At 64.1% G+C, this 18,319-nt stretch carries 18 protein-coding genes; 14 read left to right on the plus strand and 4 right to left on the minus strand.

What is annotated here, in order from left to right:
- Positions 1-57 precede the first annotated feature (57 nt).
- From ACZ1JW_RS18080 to ACZ1JW_RS18100, 5 genes are read left to right on the plus strand one after another with little or no spacing between them, the layout of a single operon-like run.
- On the plus strand, positions 58-2,109 hold the full coding sequence (locus ACZ1JW_RS18080) for an oxidoreductase (protein ID WP_465143030.1): 2,052 nt from the start codon (positions 58-60) through the stop codon (positions 2,107-2,109).
- Entirely contained in the window at positions 2,106-3,308 is a 1,203-nt protein-coding gene (locus ACZ1JW_RS18085; protein ID WP_465143031.1) for an MFS transporter, read from the plus strand. Before ACZ1JW_RS18080 ends, ACZ1JW_RS18085 begins: the two co-directional genes overlap by 4 nt.
- Positions 3,305-4,066: an SDR family NAD(P)-dependent oxidoreductase gene (locus ACZ1JW_RS18090; protein ID WP_465126685.1), complete on the plus strand. Its 762-nt coding sequence runs from the start codon at positions 3,305-3,307 to the stop codon at positions 4,064-4,066. The genes ACZ1JW_RS18085 and ACZ1JW_RS18090 overlap by 4 nt, the downstream gene beginning before the upstream one ends.
- 8 nt (positions 4,067-4,074) lie before the next feature.
- A complete protein-coding gene (locus ACZ1JW_RS18095) occupies positions 4,075-5,028 on the plus strand; it encodes an alpha/beta hydrolase (protein ID WP_465143032.1) in 954 nt (317 codons plus the stop codon).
- On the plus strand, positions 5,025-6,098 hold the full coding sequence (locus ACZ1JW_RS18100) for a DUF1214 domain-containing protein (protein WP_465143033.1): 1,074 nt from the start codon (positions 5,025-5,027) through the stop codon (positions 6,096-6,098). Before ACZ1JW_RS18095 ends, ACZ1JW_RS18100 begins: the two co-directional genes overlap by 4 nt.
- A 43-nt stretch (positions 6,099-6,141) precedes the next feature.
- Here the strand turns inward: ACZ1JW_RS18100 and ACZ1JW_RS18105 are convergent, their stop codons facing one another.
- Positions 6,142-6,921, minus strand: a complete 780-nt coding sequence (locus ACZ1JW_RS18105) for an SDR family oxidoreductase (RefSeq protein ID WP_465143034.1) — start codon at positions 6,919-6,921, stop codon at positions 6,142-6,144.
- 204 nt (positions 6,922-7,125) lie between these two features.
- Here ACZ1JW_RS18105 and ACZ1JW_RS18110 point away from each other — a divergent pair, with 204 nt between their 5' ends.
- From ACZ1JW_RS18110 to ACZ1JW_RS18130, 5 genes are all read left to right on the plus strand, one after another.
- On the plus strand, positions 7,126-7,587 hold the full coding sequence (locus ACZ1JW_RS18110) for an Lrp/AsnC family transcriptional regulator (protein WP_343071083.1): 462 nt from the start codon (positions 7,126-7,128) through the stop codon (positions 7,585-7,587).
- A complete protein-coding gene (locus ACZ1JW_RS18115) occupies positions 7,574-8,041 on the plus strand; it encodes an Lrp/AsnC family transcriptional regulator (RefSeq protein WP_465126690.1) in 468 nt (155 codons plus the stop codon). Before ACZ1JW_RS18110 ends, ACZ1JW_RS18115 begins: the two co-directional genes overlap by 14 nt.
- Positions 8,042-8,136: 95 nt before the next feature.
- On the plus strand, positions 8,137-8,595 hold the full coding sequence (locus ACZ1JW_RS18120) for a nuclear transport factor 2 family protein (RefSeq protein WP_465126691.1): 459 nt from the start codon (positions 8,137-8,139) through the stop codon (positions 8,593-8,595).
- Entirely contained in the window at positions 8,592-10,301 is a 1,710-nt protein-coding gene (locus tag ACZ1JW_RS18125) for an FAD-binding protein (protein WP_465143035.1), read from the plus strand. Before ACZ1JW_RS18120 ends, ACZ1JW_RS18125 begins: the two co-directional genes overlap by 4 nt.
- Positions 10,298-11,278 carry an SDR family oxidoreductase gene (locus tag ACZ1JW_RS18130; protein ID WP_465143036.1) on the plus strand — a complete coding sequence of 327 codons (981 nt, stop codon included), beginning with the start codon at positions 10,298-10,300 and terminating at the stop codon, positions 11,276-11,278. The genes ACZ1JW_RS18125 and ACZ1JW_RS18130 overlap by 4 nt, the downstream gene beginning before the upstream one ends.
- 36 nt (positions 11,279-11,314) lie before the next feature.
- On the opposite strand, the gene ACZ1JW_RS18135 is transcribed toward ACZ1JW_RS18130, so the two are convergent.
- Entirely contained in the window at positions 11,315-11,881 is a 567-nt protein-coding gene (locus ACZ1JW_RS18135; protein WP_196276605.1) for a nuclear transport factor 2 family protein, read from the minus strand.
- A gap of 123 nt (positions 11,882-12,004) precedes the next feature.
- On the opposite strand from ACZ1JW_RS18135, the gene ACZ1JW_RS18140 reads away from it, so the two are divergent.
- The 4 genes from ACZ1JW_RS18140 (at position 12,005) to ACZ1JW_RS18155 (ending at position 16,854) form a co-directional block, all read left to right on the plus strand.
- The gene (locus ACZ1JW_RS18140) at positions 12,005-13,168 is read left to right on the plus strand and encodes a sulfotransferase family protein (RefSeq protein ID WP_465143037.1); all 1,164 of its coding nucleotides are present in this window, start codon (positions 12,005-12,007) and stop codon (positions 13,166-13,168) included.
- Between the two features lie 3 nt (positions 13,169-13,171).
- Positions 13,172-13,993, plus strand: coding sequence for a Coq4 family protein (locus tag ACZ1JW_RS18145; protein ID WP_465143038.1), 822 nt, complete (start codon positions 13,172-13,174; stop codon positions 13,991-13,993).
- Positions 13,986-14,438, plus strand: a complete 453-nt coding sequence (locus ACZ1JW_RS18150) for a nuclear transport factor 2 family protein (RefSeq protein WP_465126697.1) — start codon at positions 13,986-13,988, stop codon at positions 14,436-14,438. The genes ACZ1JW_RS18145 and ACZ1JW_RS18150 overlap by 8 nt, the downstream gene beginning before the upstream one ends.
- 142 nt (positions 14,439-14,580) lie before the next feature.
- Positions 14,581-16,854, plus strand: coding sequence for a TonB-dependent receptor (locus tag ACZ1JW_RS18155; protein WP_465143039.1), 2,274 nt, complete (start codon positions 14,581-14,583; stop codon positions 16,852-16,854).
- 74 nt (positions 16,855-16,928) lie between these two features.
- On the opposite strand, the gene ACZ1JW_RS18160 is transcribed toward ACZ1JW_RS18155, so the two are convergent.
- Together ACZ1JW_RS18160 and ACZ1JW_RS18165 are read right to left on the minus strand one after the other, a co-directional pair.
- Positions 16,929-17,408 carry a VOC family protein gene (locus tag ACZ1JW_RS18160; protein WP_465143040.1) on the minus strand — a complete coding sequence of 160 codons (480 nt, stop codon included), beginning with the start codon at positions 17,406-17,408 and terminating at the stop codon, positions 16,929-16,931.
- A gap of 23 nt (positions 17,409-17,431) precedes the next feature.
- Positions 17,432-18,244, minus strand: a complete 813-nt coding sequence (locus tag ACZ1JW_RS18165; protein WP_465143041.1) for an SDR family NAD(P)-dependent oxidoreductase — start codon at positions 18,242-18,244, stop codon at positions 17,432-17,434.
- Positions 18,245-18,319 lie beyond the last annotated feature (75 nt).

The raw sequence follows: 18,319 nt of genomic DNA on the forward strand, positions 1-18,319 counted from the left end.
CTGAGCCCGGGCCGAATCAACCAGCTCGAGCTCAGGAACCGCATCTTCTTCTCGCCTATGGGATCCAATCTGGCGGAAGAGGACGGCTCGGTCGGCGACCGTTTGCGGACCTACTACGTGGCACGCGCGAAGGGCGGCGCTGCGCTGGTCACCATGGGCTCGGTCTCGGTCGGCTTTCCCGAAGGGGCAAGCAACTGGCGGCAGGAAGCGATCAGCGACGACCGTTTCCTCCCCGGCCTGAAGCAGCTGGCCGACGAAGTGCATGACCATGGTGCAAAACTCTGCGTCCAGCTCCATCACGGCGGCCTCGTCGCGATGACCGACATGCTCGACGGACGTCCGGTCGCCTGCCCCAATCCCCCCCCTGCATCCAAGGACTCCGGCGATTTCCTCGACGTCATGCTGCCCGAGGAGCAGGCCAAGTTCTTCGAACCTTACGCCAAGATGGGCGAGGTGCAGTACAATTCGCTGGACGAGGCGGGCATCGAGCACATCGTCGATCTCTTCGCCCGCGCAGCCGATCGGGCCGTGCGGGCCGGGATCGATGCGGTGGAGATCCACGCAGGCCATGGCTACATTTTCTCGACGTTCCTATCGCCCGCCTACAACCATCGCACCGATGCCTACGGCGGCTCGGTCGAGAACCGCGCGCGCCTGCTGATCAAGACAATCCGCGCCGTGCGTGCCGCCGTGGGTCCCGACTATCCGGTGTGGATGCGGTTCGACAGTCAGGAATTCCTGATGGACTATGGCATCACGCTGCAGGATGCCGTCACCGTGGCCCGCCTCGCCGAGGAAGCGGGGCTCGACGCCATCCATGTTTCTGCACACGGCGATGGCAATTACGGACGGACCTATTCGACCGGCCACGCCACAGACATGCGCAACGGCTTTGTCAGCAACGCCGAAGCGATCAAGGCCGCCGTTTCGATCCCGGTGATCTGCCCGGGCCGGATCGAGCCTGAAGACGCCGACCGCTTCATCGCGCAGGGCAAGCTCGATTTCGTCACGATGGGCCGCAAGCTCCTTGCCGATCCCGAACTGCCCAACAAGCTTGCCGCGGGCAAGCCCGATGCCGTGCGCCCCTGCGTCTATTGCTACACCTGCATCAGCGCGATCTTCAATTCGAGCCACATCATGTGCGCCGTCAACCCGCTCACCGGACACGAGACCGATCGCCAGCAGCTTCCTTCGCCGCGTCGCAAGACCGTGCTCGTCGTGGGCGGAGGCCCCGGCGGCATGGCGGCCGCGCGCGATCTGGCCGACAAGGGGCACAAGGTCATCTTGTGCGAGGCGACCGACCGTCTTGGCGGCACGGCGCAATTCGCCTCGGTTGCCTATGCCCCGAACCAGCGCATCGTCGACTGGCTCAAGCGCGAAGTCGCCTCGCGCGATATCGATGTCCGCCTGAACACACGCGCCACGCCCGATCTTGCCCGTTCGCTCCAAGCCGATGAAGTGATCGTCGCCACCGGTGCCCGGCGCGACATGCCGCCCATTCCCGGAGCCGATCGCGACTTCGTGTTCTCGGGCGATGACATGCGCAATCTGGTCCTCGGCCAGAACCTTGATACGCTCGCTGCCAAGACCGGCGCGGGCACGCGCCTTGCGATTAAGCTGGGCAAGATGACCGGCCTGACCAAGCGCCTGCCGCTGCTCCGCCTCGGTTCGAAGGCGTGGATGCCGCTGGGCGAGCATGTCGTCGTCATCGGCGGTGAACTGGTCGGACTGGAACTGGCCGAATTCCTCGCCCATCGCGGCCGCAAGGTGACCGTGCTCGAGGAATCGCCGCGCGTCGGCAAGGGCATCCCACTCGTCCGCCGTTTCCGCGCGGTTGACGATTGCCACGACCTTGGCGTCGCGATGCTGACCGAGACCGGCAACTTCCACATTGGCGATCACACCGTCACCTACAGCAACGCCCACGGACAGGAGCGCACCTTGCGCGCCGATACCGTCATCGTCGCGATGGGAGCCACCGGGGACGAAAGCCTTGCCGACCAGATGAAGGCCGCTGGCCTGCCGGTCCACGCCATCGGCGATTGCACGGGCGTCGGGTACATCGAAGGCGCTATGCGCGATGCAGCCCTGGCCACCCGGACGATATGACCGTGGCCGCCCCACAGGCTGCTGACCGCAACGGCGGCGGTCTGGTCGCTGCCGTCTGCGTTGCAGGACCTGCGCTCGTCGCGCTCATCCCGATGGCTGCGGCGCCCGCGCTTGTCGCCATGGCCGCGCATTTCGGGCAGAGCGCGGGTAGCGAACTGTTCTCGCAGATCGTGATGACGCTGCCTGCGGCAATGTTGATCCTCGCCGCGCCGCTGGCAGGGATGCTGGGCAATCGTATCGGCCAGCGCGCGGTCCTGCTGGGCTCGCTCGTACTCTACGTGATTGGCGGCGCAGGCGTTCTGGCCATCACCAGCGAAACGGCGCTGCTCGCCTTGCGGCTGCTGCTGGGCATCGCCGGCGGGGGTGTGCTGACGTCGAGCCTCGGACTGATCGGCGATCACTTCTCCGGCCATGCCCGTGAAAAGGTGCTGGGCTGGGCCACCTCGCTGTCGTCGCTGCTCGCGGCGCTTGCGCTCGTCTTCGGCGGCTTGCTGGTCGACATCGGCGGATGGCAGGCGCCATTTGCCCTCTATCTGCTCGGCATCCCCACGCTGCTGATCGCCTTCCTGGTCATCCGCAACGTTCCGCGCGAAGTGCACACAAGGGGAGAGAAGGGCGCTCTGGCGGAACTCGCACGCGTCTGGCCCTATTACCTGCTGCTGATCCTTCTCACGCTCGGCATGTTCACGCCTGCAATCCAGGCCGGATTCCTGCTGGCTGAGCGCGGCATGGGCAGCGCGCAGATGATCGGCACGGTGATTGCCGCCACGTCGATCGTCGCGATGGTCACCGCCTGGTCTTTCGGATACTTGCGCAGCCGCATCGGACTCCACGGATTCCTCGTGATCGATGCCGCCTCGATGGGCATTGGCATCCTGATCATCGGGCTGGCATCGCAAACCTGGCAGGTCTTTGCCGGGTGCTGCCTCGTCGGCATCGGCGCGGGCATGTCGGAGCCAGCCATCGCCTCGCTGATCTTCCGCAAGGCGCCGCCATTCGTCCATGCACTGGCCATGGGCGTCATCGTCAGCGCCCTCAACGCCGGACAGTTCCTGAACCCGCTGGCGTTTGACGTCCTGCGCCGCGTCGGCGGCCTGTCCGGCGCATTCATCGTCTTTGCCATCATACTCCTTGCCGCTGCGGCCTTTGTCGCGCTGCGCAATCGCGGCGATCTTGTCGAAAGGACTATCCTGCCATGACCTCTCGTTTCACCGGAAAGCGCGTGCTGCTCACTGGCGGCGCGTCCGGCATCGGTCGTGCCACAGCCGAGCGCTTCGCCGCCGAAGGCGCGCGGCTGGCCATCGGCGATGTCGATCTTGCAGGCGCGAGCGCCGTGGCTGACCCACTTGGCGGTGTCGCCTTCGCCTATGACGCCCGCGATCCCGCCGCCGCAGCCAGGCTCGTCGATGCTGCCGCAGGCGCGCTGGGCGGCATTGATATCCTGCTCAATGTCGCAGGGATCATGGCGTGGGGCCGGTTCGAGGAAACCTCGCCCGAAGTCTGGCAGCGCACGCTCGACATCAACCTGTCCGGCCCATTCTACTTGATTCAGGCTGCAATCGGCCACCTCAAGCAGAGCAAGGGCAATATCGTCAGCGTCGCCTCGGCAGGCGGCCTGCATCCGGTTTATGGCACGTCGGCATATGGCGTCAGCAAGGCCGGAGTCATTGCCGTCACGCAAGCGGCCAGCCTTGAGTTTGCCCGCTACGGTGTGCGCGTCAACGCCGTGGCGCCCGGCGGTGTCGCCACGCCCATGCACGAGAAATCGACCGCAGGCGGCGGCGTCGATCCGGCGATCTTCGCAGAAGCCGCAGGGCGCAACATGCCCAAGCTGACCGACCGTCCCGCCTGCACGCCCGAGGAAGTGGCAGCGGCCATCGCCTATCTCGCGAGTGACGAAGCTCGCTATGCCACCGGCACCGTCCTGGTGCTGGATGGCGGGCAGATCACCGGCTGAACCGGAGCATGGATACACGCCACCTCGTTGACCCGGAGCTACTGTCCGCCTTGGCGCTGTTCCCGACTTTCGATATCACCGGACCGGGCCTTGAGCACCTGCGGGCAACGATGGATGGCTTTGCAGCGGCGCCCGAAGCGATGGCCTGCGACGACATAGTCCTCCAGCAGATCTCGGTTCCGGCGTCCACCGCCGGACCGGAGCTAAACATCATCCTCCACCGACCGGTCGGCCAGACGGGCCACCTGCCATTGTATTTCCACATCCACGGCGGCGGCTTCGTCCTTGGCAACGCGATCATGTCCTCGCCGACCAACATCGCGCTGGCGCGGGAGGTCGGCTGCATAGTGGCATCGGTGGACTATCGCCTTTCACCCGAAGTGACCGGCCAGCAGCCGGTAGAGGACTGCTATCGCGCGCTTTGCTGGCTTGTCGAGAATGCGCAAAGCCACGGCATCGATGCTTCGCGGATCGCCATCGGGGGCGAGAGCGCCGGCGGCGGCCTTGCCGCATCGCTGGCCCTGATGTTGCGCGACAGAGGCACGATTGCGCTCGCCATGCAGATGCTGATCTGCCCGATGCTCGACGATCGGACGCAGGGAGACCATCCCCATTGCGGCGAGTTCGTCTGGACGGCCGAGGCCAATGCAGCAGCATGGGCGCTGCGCATCGGAAGCGAAGATGTCGAGCAAGACAGGCGCGGCTACATTGCCGCCGCCCGTGCCGACGACCTCGAAGGATTGGCCCCGGCCTATATCGCGGTCGGTTCGCTCGATCTCTTTCTCGACGAGGACATCGCATACGCCCGGCGACTGGCCCGCGCAGGCGTCCCCGTCGATCTGCATGTCTACGCCGGCGGCTACCATGGCTTCGAACTGGCAGCCGATGCCAGCGTCACCCGCAGGACGATGGAAGACCGTTACGCCGTCCTGCGCCGCACATTTCAGGGAGAGAGATTGTGACCGTTTTCGGCGCCGACTTGTGGGACCGCTTCACCCGCCGCATCGGCGAAGCCCAGGCAACGCTTGGCGCGCAAGGTGCGCCCCTGTCCCTGCTCGATCAGGCCGAAGGCGCGCGCTACCTCAGCCGCATCGTCAGGCTCGGCCTCGAGATGTACCTCGAAGGCGGCGATCCCGATTTTCCGTCCTTCGTCCTGCCCAGCCATGAAACTGCCAAGCTCGGCGGCGACAACCCCGACAACCTCTATCTTTCGGCCACCATTCTGGGTGACCGGACATACCGCCTGACAGGCAACATCGGCACGATCCATTACCTGTCGATCGGGTCCAAGGCCAACCGCTACGCCATCGACGGCACCATGGCCTCCACCGGAGAGCTTCAGAAGGAAGCGTTCGGCGCCGATGCCAACGGCGATTTCACCATGATCGCCAGCGCGACCAGGCCTGAAGGCGATGTCCCCTGGCTGCCGCTCGCGCCCGATTCCAACATTCTGCAGGTGCGGCAGACGTTCCTCCATCGCCCGGCCGAAACACCCGCCCGCTTCGCGATAGAGCGCGTCAGCCAAGGTCCTGCCTTTCCCCCACCGACCGACCCTCAGGCCATCGAGCGGCGGATGATGGCTGCGGGCGACTTTGTCGTGAACGCCACGCGCATGTTCGCCAACTGGACGGCGATGTTCATGCCCTACCCCAACGAAATGCGCGATTGGGGCCAGGACATGTTCCACCAGGCGGGCGGCGATCCGGCGATCTTCTATGTTCACGGCTACTGGAAGCTGGCACCCGACGAACGCCTCGTGATCGAAACCGACGTGCCGGATTGCGAACACTGGAACATCCAGGTCGACAACTGGTGGATGGAATCGCTCGACTATCGCTACGTGCCCGCCTGCATCAATGCCGGAAACGCGGTGCGCGAAGCCGACGGCAGCGTGCGCATCGTCCTGTCCGCCACGGACCCGAGCGAACCCAACTGGCTGACCACCCATGGCCATGGCGAAGGCCACCTGCTGCTCCGCTGGGTCCGTGCGGCAAGCCACCCCATCCCGCGCCTGCGCGTCGAACGCGTGTGACGCCCAGCGTTCGGGGGGGCTTGGCGCCCCCCCGCGCATGTCCTCACAGCGGCAGGTAATCGCCCCCGTTGATGTCCAGCGTTGCGCCGGTGACTGCCGAGAGCGTGTCCGAGAGAAAGACCAGAATGCCCTTGGCGCATTCGGCATCGCTCGGCACCCGGCCCAGCGCCATGGTCGCGGCAATATCCGCCTCGGCTTCGGCGACGCTCGGCCCGCCACGCGCAGCCTCGCTTTCCAGCCATGCCCGCGCGGGCGCGCTCATCGTCCAGCCGATGGCGGGCGTGTTGAAGCGGATGCCTTTCGCGCCCAGTTCTGCCGCCAGATAGCGCGTCAGCGAGGCCTGCGCCGCCTTGGTCGCCGCATAGCCGCCCTGATTGGCCACGACCTTGCGCGCCACCTGGCTGCCGACATTGACGACCGAGCCCCCGCCGCGGGCTTCCATGTGCGGCACGACGGCGCGGATCATCCGGATCATCCCCATGACCGTCACCTCGAAGGCGCGTGACAGCGCATCGAGGTCAAGATCGAGCACCGGGGCCAGGGCGCCCGGAAAATAGGCGCTGTTGACCAGTCCGTCGATGCGTCCGAACGCAGCAACCGTCTCCGCTGCGGCCCGGTCACAATCGTCCTGCGACGTGATATCGGCACAGATCCTGATCGACTCCCGGCCCAGAGCGGCAATCTCCTCGGCCACTTCCGCCATGATCGCGTCGGTCCGCGATACCATCGCCACGTTCGCACCCGACCGCGCCGCCTCGACGGCAATGGTACGTCCCAAACCCGGGCCAATGCCCGTCACGATCACGATCTTTTCGGCCAGCACGCTCAGAATCTCCCACTTCCTTATCCTGTGGGCAATAAATCGCAGGGATGATGAGCAATGTCGACACGCAAAAACGATGTTTTCGATATGGATTTATCATTTTGCGTATTTCATCACCCGCAGAAGCCACCCGTGCCATGTTGATTCTCCAACAGGCATCGCATAGCGCTAGGCCAAGCAGAGGGAGCACCGGCCATTTCCAAAGTGCGGCTAGACGAACACGACGAAGCCATCATCGCCCTGCTGCGGGTCGATGGACGCATGGCGGTCCGCGATCTCGCGCGCGAAGTCGGCCTCAACGAGGCGACCGTCCGCGCCCGCATCCGCCGTCTCGAACAATCGCAGACGATGCGCGTGGTCGCGCGGCTCGATCTTCCGTCGATAGGCTTTCCGTTCACGGCGCTAGTCGGCGTGCGCATCAGGGGCCGGTCGCTCGAGGATGTCTGCGCAGACCTGCTGAAGCTGGAGCAGGTCCTCTCGGTCCTCTCCGTAATCGGTCGCAACGACCTCGAAATCCAGGTCATTGCCAAGACGATGGACGATCTCGATCACCAGCTGACCGACGTCATTCCGGCCATCGAAGGCATTGTCTCGCTGGAATCGGCGCTGGCGATGAAGGTTTACAAGTACATTCAGCCGTGGGGCCGTTTCGATGAAGCCGATTGAGCTCAACTCTCTCGACCAGCGCATTCTCGAACGCCTCTCGAGCGATGCCCGTGTCAGCAATCGCGAACTCGCGCGCGAGCTGGGCGTCACCGAAGGCACGATCCGCGTGCGCCTCAAGCGGCTGACCGACGAGAACGCCATCCAGGTCGTCGCGATCACCAATTACGACCACATGATCGATCCCGTGATCGCCTATCTGTGGATCGAACTTGATGCCAACTACCCGGCACGGCCGGTGATCGACGCGCTCGTGGCCGAGCCCCAGATCACCTATGTCACCTCGCTGCTGGGCCGTGCCGACCTCATGGCCATCACCTGGGTCCGCGATTCCAGCCAGCTGGTCGAATACCTGCACAACCGAATCGACACGATCCCGGGCATCGCGCGGATTCACTACGAGCTGACCCACAAGCTCATAAAGCACGACTTCCGCACCACCAACATCGTCAAGTGATTACGCAAAGCGTCGCTTTATACATAGATATTGACGTTTTGCGTTGACATTCACCCCTGTCTGCCGACAATCGCTCCCGATAACGGAGAGATTGCATGACCGACGAGGCCAGCCGCCGCGCGCACCTGAAAGCCCAGTTCACGCGCCTGATAACCGCCTATGGCGAAAAGGATTTCGCCACCTTCGCCACCGGCGTTCATCCCGATGCCGAGTTCGACTGGCCCTACCTGCCCATTGCCGACTTCCCCGAGCGCATGATCGGCCGGGACAATTTCATCGCCGCATCGCGCGCCGGGATGGCCGATTGCGACGGCTACCATCACAAGATCGACCGCTTCTACGACATGGCCGATCCCAACATGATGCTGGTGGAATACCATTCCGGCACGGTGCTGCGCTCGTCCGGTCGCCCCTACGCCAACAAGTATCTTGGCATTCTGCGGTTCGAGGGTGATCTCGTCGTCTACTGGCGCGAATACGTCAATCCGCTGCCGATCATCGAAGCCTTCGGGCTGGGCTTCCGCAACGAAGCCCTGTCGGAGATCGGCGCATGACCGGTTCGGTGACCGCAGCGCAGTGGGACAAGGAAGTGGACGTTCTGGTCGTCGGATCGGGTGCCGGAGCGATGGCGTCGGCGCTGTTCGCATCGGATCGCGGGGCACGGACGCTGATCGTCGAGAAGAGCGATCTTTACGGCGGTACGAGCGCGACATCGGGCGGCGGCGTGTGGATTCCGGCCAGCGATTCCGCGCTAGAGCAGGGCCAGCAGGACAGCCCGGACGAGGCCTTCACCTATATCAAGGAACTGGTCGGCAACACCGTGGCCGATGGCCGCATCCGGGCCTTCGTCGAAAACGCCCGCGTGATGAAGCGCGAGATCGAAGCGCGGTCGGACCTGCGCTTCACCGCCATTCCCTATACCGACTATCAGGCCGAAAAGCCCGGCGGCAAGATGGGCTACCGCAGCCACGCCTGCAACACGATCCACGCCGATGACCTGTCGCCCGAGGATTTCGCCACGCTGCGCACTACGCACAAGTCGGCCATGCTCTTCGGCAAGATCCCGTGGACGATCATGGAATCCGCCCCGATGATCACGCGCGGCCCGGGCTGGAAAGGCACGATGGCGCGCGTGCTCTGGCGCTATTACGGCGACATCGCGCAGCGCCTGAAAAGCCCGCGCAGCCGCTTCATCGTCTTTGGTTCGGCGATCGCCGCCCACCTCAAGAATGCGCTCAACCGCAGCGGCGGCGAACTGTGGCTGCGCACCGCCCTTGTCGAACTGCTGCGCGGCCCGGACGGCGCCATCGAAGGCGCAATCGTTGCCCGCGATGGCCAGCACCTGCGCATCCGCACGCTCAATGGCGTGATCCTTGGCGCAGGTGGCTTCGAGCGCAACCAGGCGATGCGCGACCAGTACCTGCCCGGCGACAGCCGCGAGACATTCTCGGCAAGTCAGGAGAACAACACCGGCGATGCCATTCAGGCCGGCATGCGCATCGGTGCCGCCACCGATCTGATGGACGAGGCATGGTGGGCACCCACCGTCCGTGTACCGGGCGAGGACACCGCGCGGCCGCTGTTCTACGAGCGCGCCCTTCCCGGCTGCATCATCGTCAATCAGGCGGGCGAGCGCTACATGAACGAGGCGCGGAGCTACGATATCGCGGGCAAGGCCATGATCGATGCCGACCGTCCCGATGCGCGGTCGATCCCATCGTGGATCATCCTCGATGCCCGCTTCCGCAAGAAGTATCCGATGGGTCCGATCATTCCCCTCCTGCCCGATTTCCTGCAATCGTCCGCCGCCCGCAAGGCGTGGCGCAAGGCCTCGACCGTCGCAGGCCTCGCCCGCAAGATCGGCGTTGATCTGGAACGGCTCGAACGCACCATCGCGCGCGTCAACCACTTCGCGAAGACGGGGGTGGACGAGGATTTCGGACGCGGCTCGGCACCCTATGACCGCTACTATGGCGACCAGTCGGTCCAGCCCAACCCGAACCTTGCCCCGCTCGACCAGCCGCCGTTCTACGCGCTGGAGGTCTATCCCGGCGATATCGGCACCAAGGGTGGTCTGGCGACCGACGAGGCCGCGCGCGTGCTCGATACCGCAGGCCAGCCCATTGCGGGCCTCTATGCCATCGGCAATACCGCCGCCTCGGTCATGGGCCCCTCCTATCCCGGAGCAGGCTCCACGCTTGCCCCGGCCATGACCTTCGGCATGCTCGCCGTGCAGGACATGCTGGACGCAAAGCCATGAGCCAGACGCTTCTGGTAACCGGTGCTTCGACCGGCTTCGGCGCGGACGTGGCATTGGCCATGGCGGCGAAGGGCTGGACGGTATTTGCCTCCATGCGCAATCCCGCCAAGGCAGCGCCTCTGGTCGACCGCGCGCGCGAGGCCGGTTGTGCAGGCAATGTGGTGCCGGTTCAGATCGATGTGACGGATGCGGCTTCGGTCGCGTCAGGGGTGGCTTGCGCTCTCGAACAGACGGGCGGCAGGCTTGACGCGCTGCTCAATAACGCCGGCTTCTCGGTCATCGCTTCCTTCGAGGAGATGACCGATACCGATGTCCGCGCGCAGATGGAGACCAACTTCTTCGGCACGCTGGCCGTTACCCGCGCCGTGCTCCCTGCCATGCGCGCGGCGCAATGCGGCCGAATTCTCACCGTAACCAGCAATGCGGTAAACACGCCCCATCCGATGCTGTCGCTCTATGCCGCATCGAAATGGGCGCTTGAGGGCTGGGCCGAGGGGCTGGCGATGGAAGTCGCACCCTACGGCATCGAGGTGGGAGTGGTCCAACCCGGCGCGCACCGCACGCCCTTTGCCAGCAATGTCCAGTTCGCCATGCCCGAAGGCAGTGCCTATGCGGCATGGCTGGAAGCGGCGGGACCGAGCCTTGGCGAGCTTGATGCCTGGGGTCGCGATCCGGCTCTGGCTGTTGCGGCGATTGCGGAGCTGCTCGAGGCGCCCAGACTCCCGTTCCGCACGCTGGTGGGCGAAGACACGCAGATCTTTGCGGCACTCAAGGGCGCAGCACCGTTCGAAGTGCGCGCAATGGCGCTGCGGGCGATCACCGGCACCCCTGCCGCCGGAGCCTTCACGATGCGGGACCACGAGGACAGCGCCAACGAATGGCCCGTCGCATCGCAAATCGCCAAACGCGTTGCGGGCAAGTTGGCAGACGATCCTGAACTCGCGTCCGTGCTGGCGCAGGCGTTCCGCCTCGGTTGAAATGGCCGGGGGCTCGATCTGCCCCCGGCGCTCGGTTCAGTGCGTTTCGCCGGGAGCCGATGCCTGCGCGGCGGGGGCAATGCCCTGGTTCATGCTGTCGATGATGCGGCGCTTCATCGGGGCCACCCAGTCGCGCTCCAGCACGGGATCAAGCAGGCCCGCTTCCTTCAGCTCGTCACACAGCTTCATCTGGTGACCGATGTCGAACAGGTCGAGCTGCGAGCTGAATTTGCCGTCGCCGCCATAAGTGATGAAGCTGACGCCTTCAGTTTCATAGAACGAACCGTCCGGCCGCTTGCCCGGCCCGCGATTGACCCAGCGGCTGAAGATGCGGTCACCGTTGACTGCGAATTCGAGGATCGGGAAACTCCACCCCGCCCAGCCAGAGCCGACGTCCATGTCGCGGCCATAGTGCGTGGCGCGGATCTCGTCGCGGTTGCGCGCAAAGACCGGCATCGAACCGCCATAGGGGCAATAGTAGGTGGCGTTCTCGTGATAGAACTCATCGGCAATCCACGCCCAGTGGTTGCGGCGTTCGGCCTCGACGAAGGCCTCGCGAAGGCCCTGGATCGCAGCTTCGACTTCCTCGCGTGGATATGACACGTCTCGTCTCCTCTCATCACGGCATCCGCCGTTTGTTTGCATGCACATGGGCATTGCATATTGCGTCGCCTTAATCCATAGATAATTACGCAAAACAAGGTTTTTGAGAGGATTTTACACGTTATGCGTTTTCTTGACCAGCTCGATGCCGATGCGCTGATCAGCCGCGCCCGCGCCTCGACGGGCCTCGCCGATCTCGGCCCCGATCACTTCCGCGAACCTCTCGATGTACTCCTGCGCTCGATGCGGGACGAGGCGCAACTTAACGAGGCTGGCGCCAGCACGCACGCCGCGCGGATCGTCAATGCGCTCGAAAATCGCCTGCGCCGGGTGGATCTGGTCAAGCGCCATCCTGAAATCCTCGACGAGCAGGTCGATGTCGGCGTGATCATCGTCGGCCTGCCCCGCACCGGCAGCACCATGCTCCAGCGCCTGCTTGCCGCCAGTCCCAAGGCGACGGCCATGGTCTGGTGGGAGACCATCTTTCCGTTGCCGCGCGACACCAGCGGTGCCGCCGACATTGCCGCGCGCAAGGCCGATGCAAAGCAGCTTTCGGACGATCTGGTCGCAGCCTCGGCGGGCTTCGAATCGATCCACCCGATGGATGCCTTTGCCCATGACGAGGAACTGCCCCTGATCGAGCAGTCGTTCATTTCCAACATTCCCGAAGCGATGCTCTACCTGCCCAGATACGGCGAATGGCTGCTCGATGCCGACCAGACCGCCGCCTATGGCGAACTGCTCGAATGGCTCAAGATCCTGCAGTGGCAGGATCCGTCGCGGCGCGGGCGCAAGTGGATTCTCAAGGCGCCCCACCACCTGACCGCAGTCAGCACCACGCTCGACACGTTCCCGGGTGCGATCATCGCGATGACCCACCGGCGCGTCGATCACGTGATGGGCAGCTATTATTCGATGGTCGCCTCGCTCACCAGCGGCAACACCGATGCCGACCTGTCGAAGGAACAGGCCGCCCACTGGACCCGCCGCTTGCGGCGCAATCTCCTCGACATGATCCCGGTTCGCGAGGCCCGGCCCGAACGCTTCTTCGACATCCAGTATCGCGATCTCCTGACCGACCCTGTCGGCAGCGCGCAGGCGATATTTGCCGCTGCCGGCATCACTGCTGACGACGCCGACGTTGCTGCCTGGCAGACTTGGCTCGGCGGCAACAAGCGCGACAGCCGTCCGTCGCACAAATACGATCTGGCCGACTATGGCGTCGACCGCGAAGCGCTGATGCAGGACTTCGCTTTCTATTCAGACATCTATGTGCCGGAGGCCTGAGTCATGGAGATCACGGGAGAGGAAGCGGCCTATCTCAAAGGCTCTGCCGAGCCTCTGGCAGGCTCGGTCCTGATCAGCACCTCGCGCTATCTCAACAATCCGCGCTTTCGCGATGTCTATGCGCAGATGGGTCTCAAGCGCGACGGATACGATCTGCCGGCTGCCTACCTGATCCCCGAGGTCAATCGCGCCGTCTCCGAGGAAATGGACTATCCGCGCCTCCATGCCCTGCTTGCGGCCGAGCGCGAGCGTCTGCCGGACTTCGCCCGGTGGCTCGACGAACGCTTCACGTCGGACTGGACGCCTGAGAAGGTGGCCCATTGCGCGCCCGGCACGGTCGGGGCGCTGATCCACGATTTCATCGTGACCAGCGGCATGGACATCGACTTCATGTTCCGTGGCGAGCCTGCTGACGACTTTGCCTACCTGATCAAGCGCCGCGTCCAGAACCACGATATCGAACACATGGTCACCGGCCTCGACACGAGCCCGGTTGGCGAGATCGCGCTGATCGTCGCTAACACCGTTGCCGTGTTCAATTACTTCGAACCCGAATTCGCCAACATGCTGTCGTTCCAGCCGATGTTCCTGGCATCGACCAGCCTGATGCGCGCCGCCTGTCATTATCCCACGGTCACCCCGGCGATGATCGAAGGCTTTGCGCTGGGCCATGCTCTGGGCGCGAAGCAGAAGCTCCCGCTGTTCATGCTGCGCTGGGAAGACTGGATCGACGTGCAGGTCGCAGACGTGCGCGAGCAACTGGGGTTTCAGGATGGTCCTGCCCCCGGACATTGGACATGGACATACGAGGCTTCGCATGGATGACTTTTCGATCACCGATTACCTCGCCATCCAGGCGCTGGTGCACCGCTACCCGCGCCACCTCGACAGCGGCGATCTGACAGGCCTCGGCCAGCTCTTCGCCCACGCCACCGTGCACTTCGAAGGGCGGCCCGATCCGGTTGTCGACGATCCCGCAGAGATCACGCGCATGTTTGCGGATTTCGTCAGGCTCTATGAGGGCATTCCCCGCACGCGGCACATGATCTGCAACCTGATCGTGGAGCCCGATGGGCCGGGCGTGGCCCGCGCGACCAGCGCAGTCTTCGTGCTGCAGGACGCGCCCGGCGTTCCGCTCCAGCCGATCATCACCGGCGACTATGCCGACCGCTTTTCGAAAGTCGAAGGAATCTGGCGCTTTAGCGAGCGCTTCATCACCAATGACCTGTTCGGCAACCTGACTGCCCACGGCAAGTACGCTCTGGAATGAGCGACACCTGATGCCGAAATGATACGCAAAGCGAATCTTTGAGATTCACGATTGTTGTTTTGCGTAGTCCATATCTTGAAATTCGACGGATTTGGCGATAACGCTTACCTGAGACCAACAAAGGTCGACAGGGAGGGTTATCATGCAGATCTTCAGGGCCGCGCTGCTCGCCAGCGCCGTCGCAAGTTTTTCTCCGGCTCCGGCCTTCGCCCAGCAGGCGCAGGCCGAGCAGGCGGAGGAAACTCCGGCCATCGCCGACATCATCGTAACAGCGCGCCGCAAGGAAGAGAGCGCGCAGGACGTCCCGCTGACGATCACCGCGATCTCCGGGCAGGAGTTGGCAAAGCGCGACATCCGCAACGTCTCGGATCTCGTGCGCAGCGTGCCGAGCGTTTCGTTCTGCTGCCAGCGCGGCGAAGTGCAGTTCCCGTTCGTGCGCGGCATTCCCGGCGTGAAGGGCTATTTCGCCGAAGTGCCTGCCACGCTCGACGGCAACGCCTACTATTTCGATCCCGCCAGCGTCCAGGTGCTGAAGGGTCCGCAGGGCACCCTGTTCGGCACGGCCACCAACGGCGGCGCCATCCTCAACGAACCGCGCCGACCGGAAAAGGACTTCGGCGGTTATGTGTCGGGAACGGTGGGTGATTATGCGCGCACCGGCGTCGAGGCGGTGATCAACGCGCCGCTCTCTGACAAGCTGCAGGTGCGCGGCGGCGTCTCCTACAACAAGTCGCGCGGCTACGTCCGTGACGGATCGAATGGCCGCCGCTACGGCAATGAGGACTACGTCACCGCACGCCTCGGGGTGAACTTCGATTCCGGCCAGGGCCTGGCGAACTACTTCGTGGCGAACTACTTCGACTCGAAGGGTGACCGCCCATCGTTCACGCCGTTCCGCGCTAATCCGGCCTTCGCCGGCATCTTCCCTCGCCTCGGTCCCATCGTGGCAGAACAGAACCTGCGCGGACCCTACGATCTGGTCGGCACCGGCATCCAGGGCGGCAATGATGATCGCCGCCGCCTGCTCAACATCGTCAACCAGACCACGCTCGATCTCTCCGACAGCCTCAAGCTGCGCAACATCTTCGGCTACAACCGCACGAAGTTCTTCTCGCGCTTCGATGCCGACGGCACGACGCTTGCCATTTTCGACAGCAACGTCGGACCGACGGTGGCGCCGGGCGCCGATCGCCAGGTCAGCGAAGAACTGCAACTGCAGGGCAAGATCGGCGATCGCTTCGATTTCACGGCCGGCACCTTCAACCTGTGGTTCAAGGCGGGCACCTCGGGCAAGGTCGCTTACAACGATCTCAGCGATGCGTTCGGCATCCTGACCGGCTCGCTGCTCCACCGCAGCACCTCGCGCACCAACGCGGTCTTTGCCGAGGGTACCTACAACTTCGGCGACGATGACCGCGGCCTGCGCCTCACCGGCGGGGTCCGCTACACGATCGACCGCGTCGAGCTTTCCCAGACCAACTCGGTCTGGATCCGCCTCTCGCCCACCAACCTGCTCAACCTCGCCGATATCGGAGCCGTTCCGGAAACCAATCTGAACCTTGGCGAGACGTTCAAGAAGTTCACCTTCAAGGGCGGCCTACAGTACCAGTTCGACCGCCGCCGCATGGCCTACTTCACGGTCAGCCGGGGCTATTCGGCAGGCGGCTTCAACACCGGAAACCCTGCAGGCTTCGAAACCTTCCAGCCCGAAAGCCTGACCAACTACGAACTGGGCCTCAAGGCCGACTGGGGATCGGGCGAGTTCCGTGCGCGCACGAACGTCGCGCTGTACTTCGGCAAGTACAATGACATCCAGGTCTCGACCACGCAGTCCAACTGCACCGACCCCAGCAACGTCGCCACCTGCCGCTTCGCCGTCGGCACCTTCAATGCCGCCAAGGCCGACATCAAGGGCATCGAGGGCGAATTCATGCTCTCGCCCGTCCGCTTTGTCGAAGTTGGCGGCGCTGCCTCCTACAACGACAACAAGTACACCAACTACGTCAACGATCCGGACGGTCCCGGCCCGCAGCCTGCGCAGGACCTGAGCGGTCAGCCCTTCGTGTTCAATCCGAAATACAAGGTCAGCCTCTACGGTACGCTGCGCCTGCCGGTCGAAGGTGCTGGCGAACTCGCCCTGACCGCCAATTATTCGTGGCAGGACAAGCTCGTGACGACCGCCACTCCGGTGCCGCAGGTATGGGACAGGCAGCGGGCCTATTCCAACCTCGACCTCCGACTCGACTGGAACGAGGTCATGGGCCAGAAGGGTCTGAGCGGGTCGGTCTTCGTCACCAACGTCACGAAGAACACCATCTCTGACGGTGGCTTCGGCGCCTACAATTCGCTGGGTCTGTGGGGCATCAGCGCTGCGGTCCCCCGCCAGTTCGGCGTGCGCCTGCGCTACGATTTCTGATCCCTCCCAAGCGCAAGGAAAAAGCGCCGGTCTCGCAAGAGACCGGCGCTTTTCTATTGGCTCCAGGTCAGGCGTCAGGCCTTCAGGTCTGGCAAGTCCAGGAAGGTCGCATAACCATCAGCGTTGTGCTGCGCGAACCAGAACGACGTGCCGAACGGCGCCGGTTCAAGTTCGTTGCCCCGTCCCATCTGGTATTCCTGCGGCTCGCCATGGCGGAAGCGCAGCCCCCGCTCGATCATCGTGCGCTGCACTTCGTCGATATCCTCCACCGTGAACCCGATGGTGGCAACGCCTTCGCCATTGCGATCGAGAAAGGCCTTCATGGCCTTGCCGGATTCGGTCTGGGGATCGTCCACCGTCAGCTGGAAGAAGCCCACCGAATGCACCCCTGCCCCGTTTCCGGGCGCAACGAAGTGCGCCATGCGAAACTCCTGAACGCCCGGCCCTACGCCCGAGGTGTCCTTGGGGTCGCACCCGAAGATCTTGCGGCCATAGGCAACCGCAGCATCCAGATCGCGAACGATCAGGTCGATGACGTAGATTTGCTTGAGCATGCCCGTCTCCCTTGGGCGCGCGGTCAGGCCAGGTAACCGCCGTCAGCCATGATCGTCGCACCGTTGATGTAGTCTGCCTGATCGGACAGCAGCCAGAGCACCGCCTTGGCGATGTCCTCCGGCGTCGCGAACCGCTTCAATGGGATCGGCGCGAGCAGCATATCCTTGTATTCGGGCGCATGAATCACGCCGTTCGTCAGGGGCGTGTCGACGACCCCCGGCGATACCGAATTGCAGCGGATGCCCTGTTCGCCATATTCCTTGGCAATCGCCTTGGTCAGCCCGAGCACACCATGCTTGGCTGCCGTGTAGGCTGCCGTGCGCGGGTAGCTGATGTGCGCCTGCAGCGAGGTCGTGTTGACGATCGCGCCGCCACCGCTTTTCAGCATCAGGGGCAGCTCTGCACGCAGGCAGTGGAACACGCCATCAAGATCGACGCTCAGAACCTTGCGCCAGACATCCAGCGGCAAGGCATGGCTTTCCGGCAACGGCGCGCCGTTCAGCACCGAAACCTCGGTAATCCCGGCATTGTTGAACGCACCGTCGAGCCGACCATGGCGCTCGGCGATGGCGGCGATCATGCGTTCGCATGCGCCCGCGTCGCTCACATCGACTGCCAGTGACATCGCGTCCGGAAGCTCAGCCGCGACGTCCCTGGCATGGGCCTCGTTGCAATCGGCCACGACGACGCTCGCCCCGGCTTCGGCCAGCAAGCGGCATGTCGCAGCGCCAATCCCGCTGGCGCCGCCGGTCACCAGGACGACCTTACCCCGCATATCGATGGAAATGCCGCCACCGCTCATCGCAGCGTAGCATCCCGAAGAGGCGCGCCGCATTTTGCGTCACCATCGATCCGAAGCACGCCTGACGGTGATCCCGCCGCTGCCTCACTGAAAGCCTTTCTCACGTTC

It is taken from the genome of Novosphingobium sp. BL-A-28-Hi1-0D (genome assembly GCF_055521755.1).

Bases quoted from the DNA above. Each gene is read 5' to 3' on its own strand.
- ACZ1JW_RS18080 (WP_465143030.1), top strand. From the start codon at position 58: ATGGGATCCAATCTGGCGGAAGAGGACGGCTCGGTCGGCGACCGTTTG.
- ACZ1JW_RS18085 (WP_465143031.1), top strand. From the start codon at position 2,106: ATGACCGTGGCCGCCCCACAGGCTGCTGACCGCAACGGCGGCGGTCTG.
- ACZ1JW_RS18090 (WP_465126685.1), top strand. From the start codon at position 3,305: ATGACCTCTCGTTTCACCGGAAAGCGCGTGCTGCTCACTGGCGGCGCG.
- ACZ1JW_RS18095 (WP_465143032.1), top strand. From the start codon at position 4,075: ATGGATACACGCCACCTCGTTGACCCGGAGCTACTGTCCGCCTTGGCG.
- ACZ1JW_RS18115 (WP_465126690.1), top strand. From the start codon at position 7,574: ATGAAGCCGATTGAGCTCAACTCTCTCGACCAGCGCATTCTCGAACGC.
- ACZ1JW_RS18120 (WP_465126691.1), top strand. From the start codon at position 8,137: ATGACCGACGAGGCCAGCCGCCGCGCGCACCTGAAAGCCCAGTTCACG.
- ACZ1JW_RS18125 (WP_465143035.1), top strand. From the start codon at position 8,592: ATGACCGGTTCGGTGACCGCAGCGCAGTGGGACAAGGAAGTGGACGTT.
- ACZ1JW_RS18130 (WP_465143036.1), top strand. From the start codon at position 10,298: ATGAGCCAGACGCTTCTGGTAACCGGTGCTTCGACCGGCTTCGGCGCG.
- ACZ1JW_RS18140 (WP_465143037.1), top strand. From the start codon at position 12,005: ATGCGTTTTCTTGACCAGCTCGATGCCGATGCGCTGATCAGCCGCGCC.
- ACZ1JW_RS18145 (WP_465143038.1), top strand. From the start codon at position 13,172: ATGGAGATCACGGGAGAGGAAGCGGCCTATCTCAAAGGCTCTGCCGAG.
- ACZ1JW_RS18150 (WP_465126697.1), top strand. From the start codon at position 13,986: ATGGATGACTTTTCGATCACCGATTACCTCGCCATCCAGGCGCTGGTG.
- ACZ1JW_RS18155 (WP_465143039.1), top strand. From the start codon at position 14,581: ATGCAGATCTTCAGGGCCGCGCTGCTCGCCAGCGCCGTCGCAAGTTTT.
- ACZ1JW_RS18160 (WP_465143040.1), bottom strand. From the start codon at position 17,408: ATGCTCAAGCAAATCTACGTCATCGACCTGATCGTTCGCGATCTGGAT.
- ACZ1JW_RS18165 (WP_465143041.1), bottom strand. From the start codon at position 18,244: ATGCGGCGCGCCTCTTCGGGATGCTACGCTGCGATGAGCGGTGGCGGC.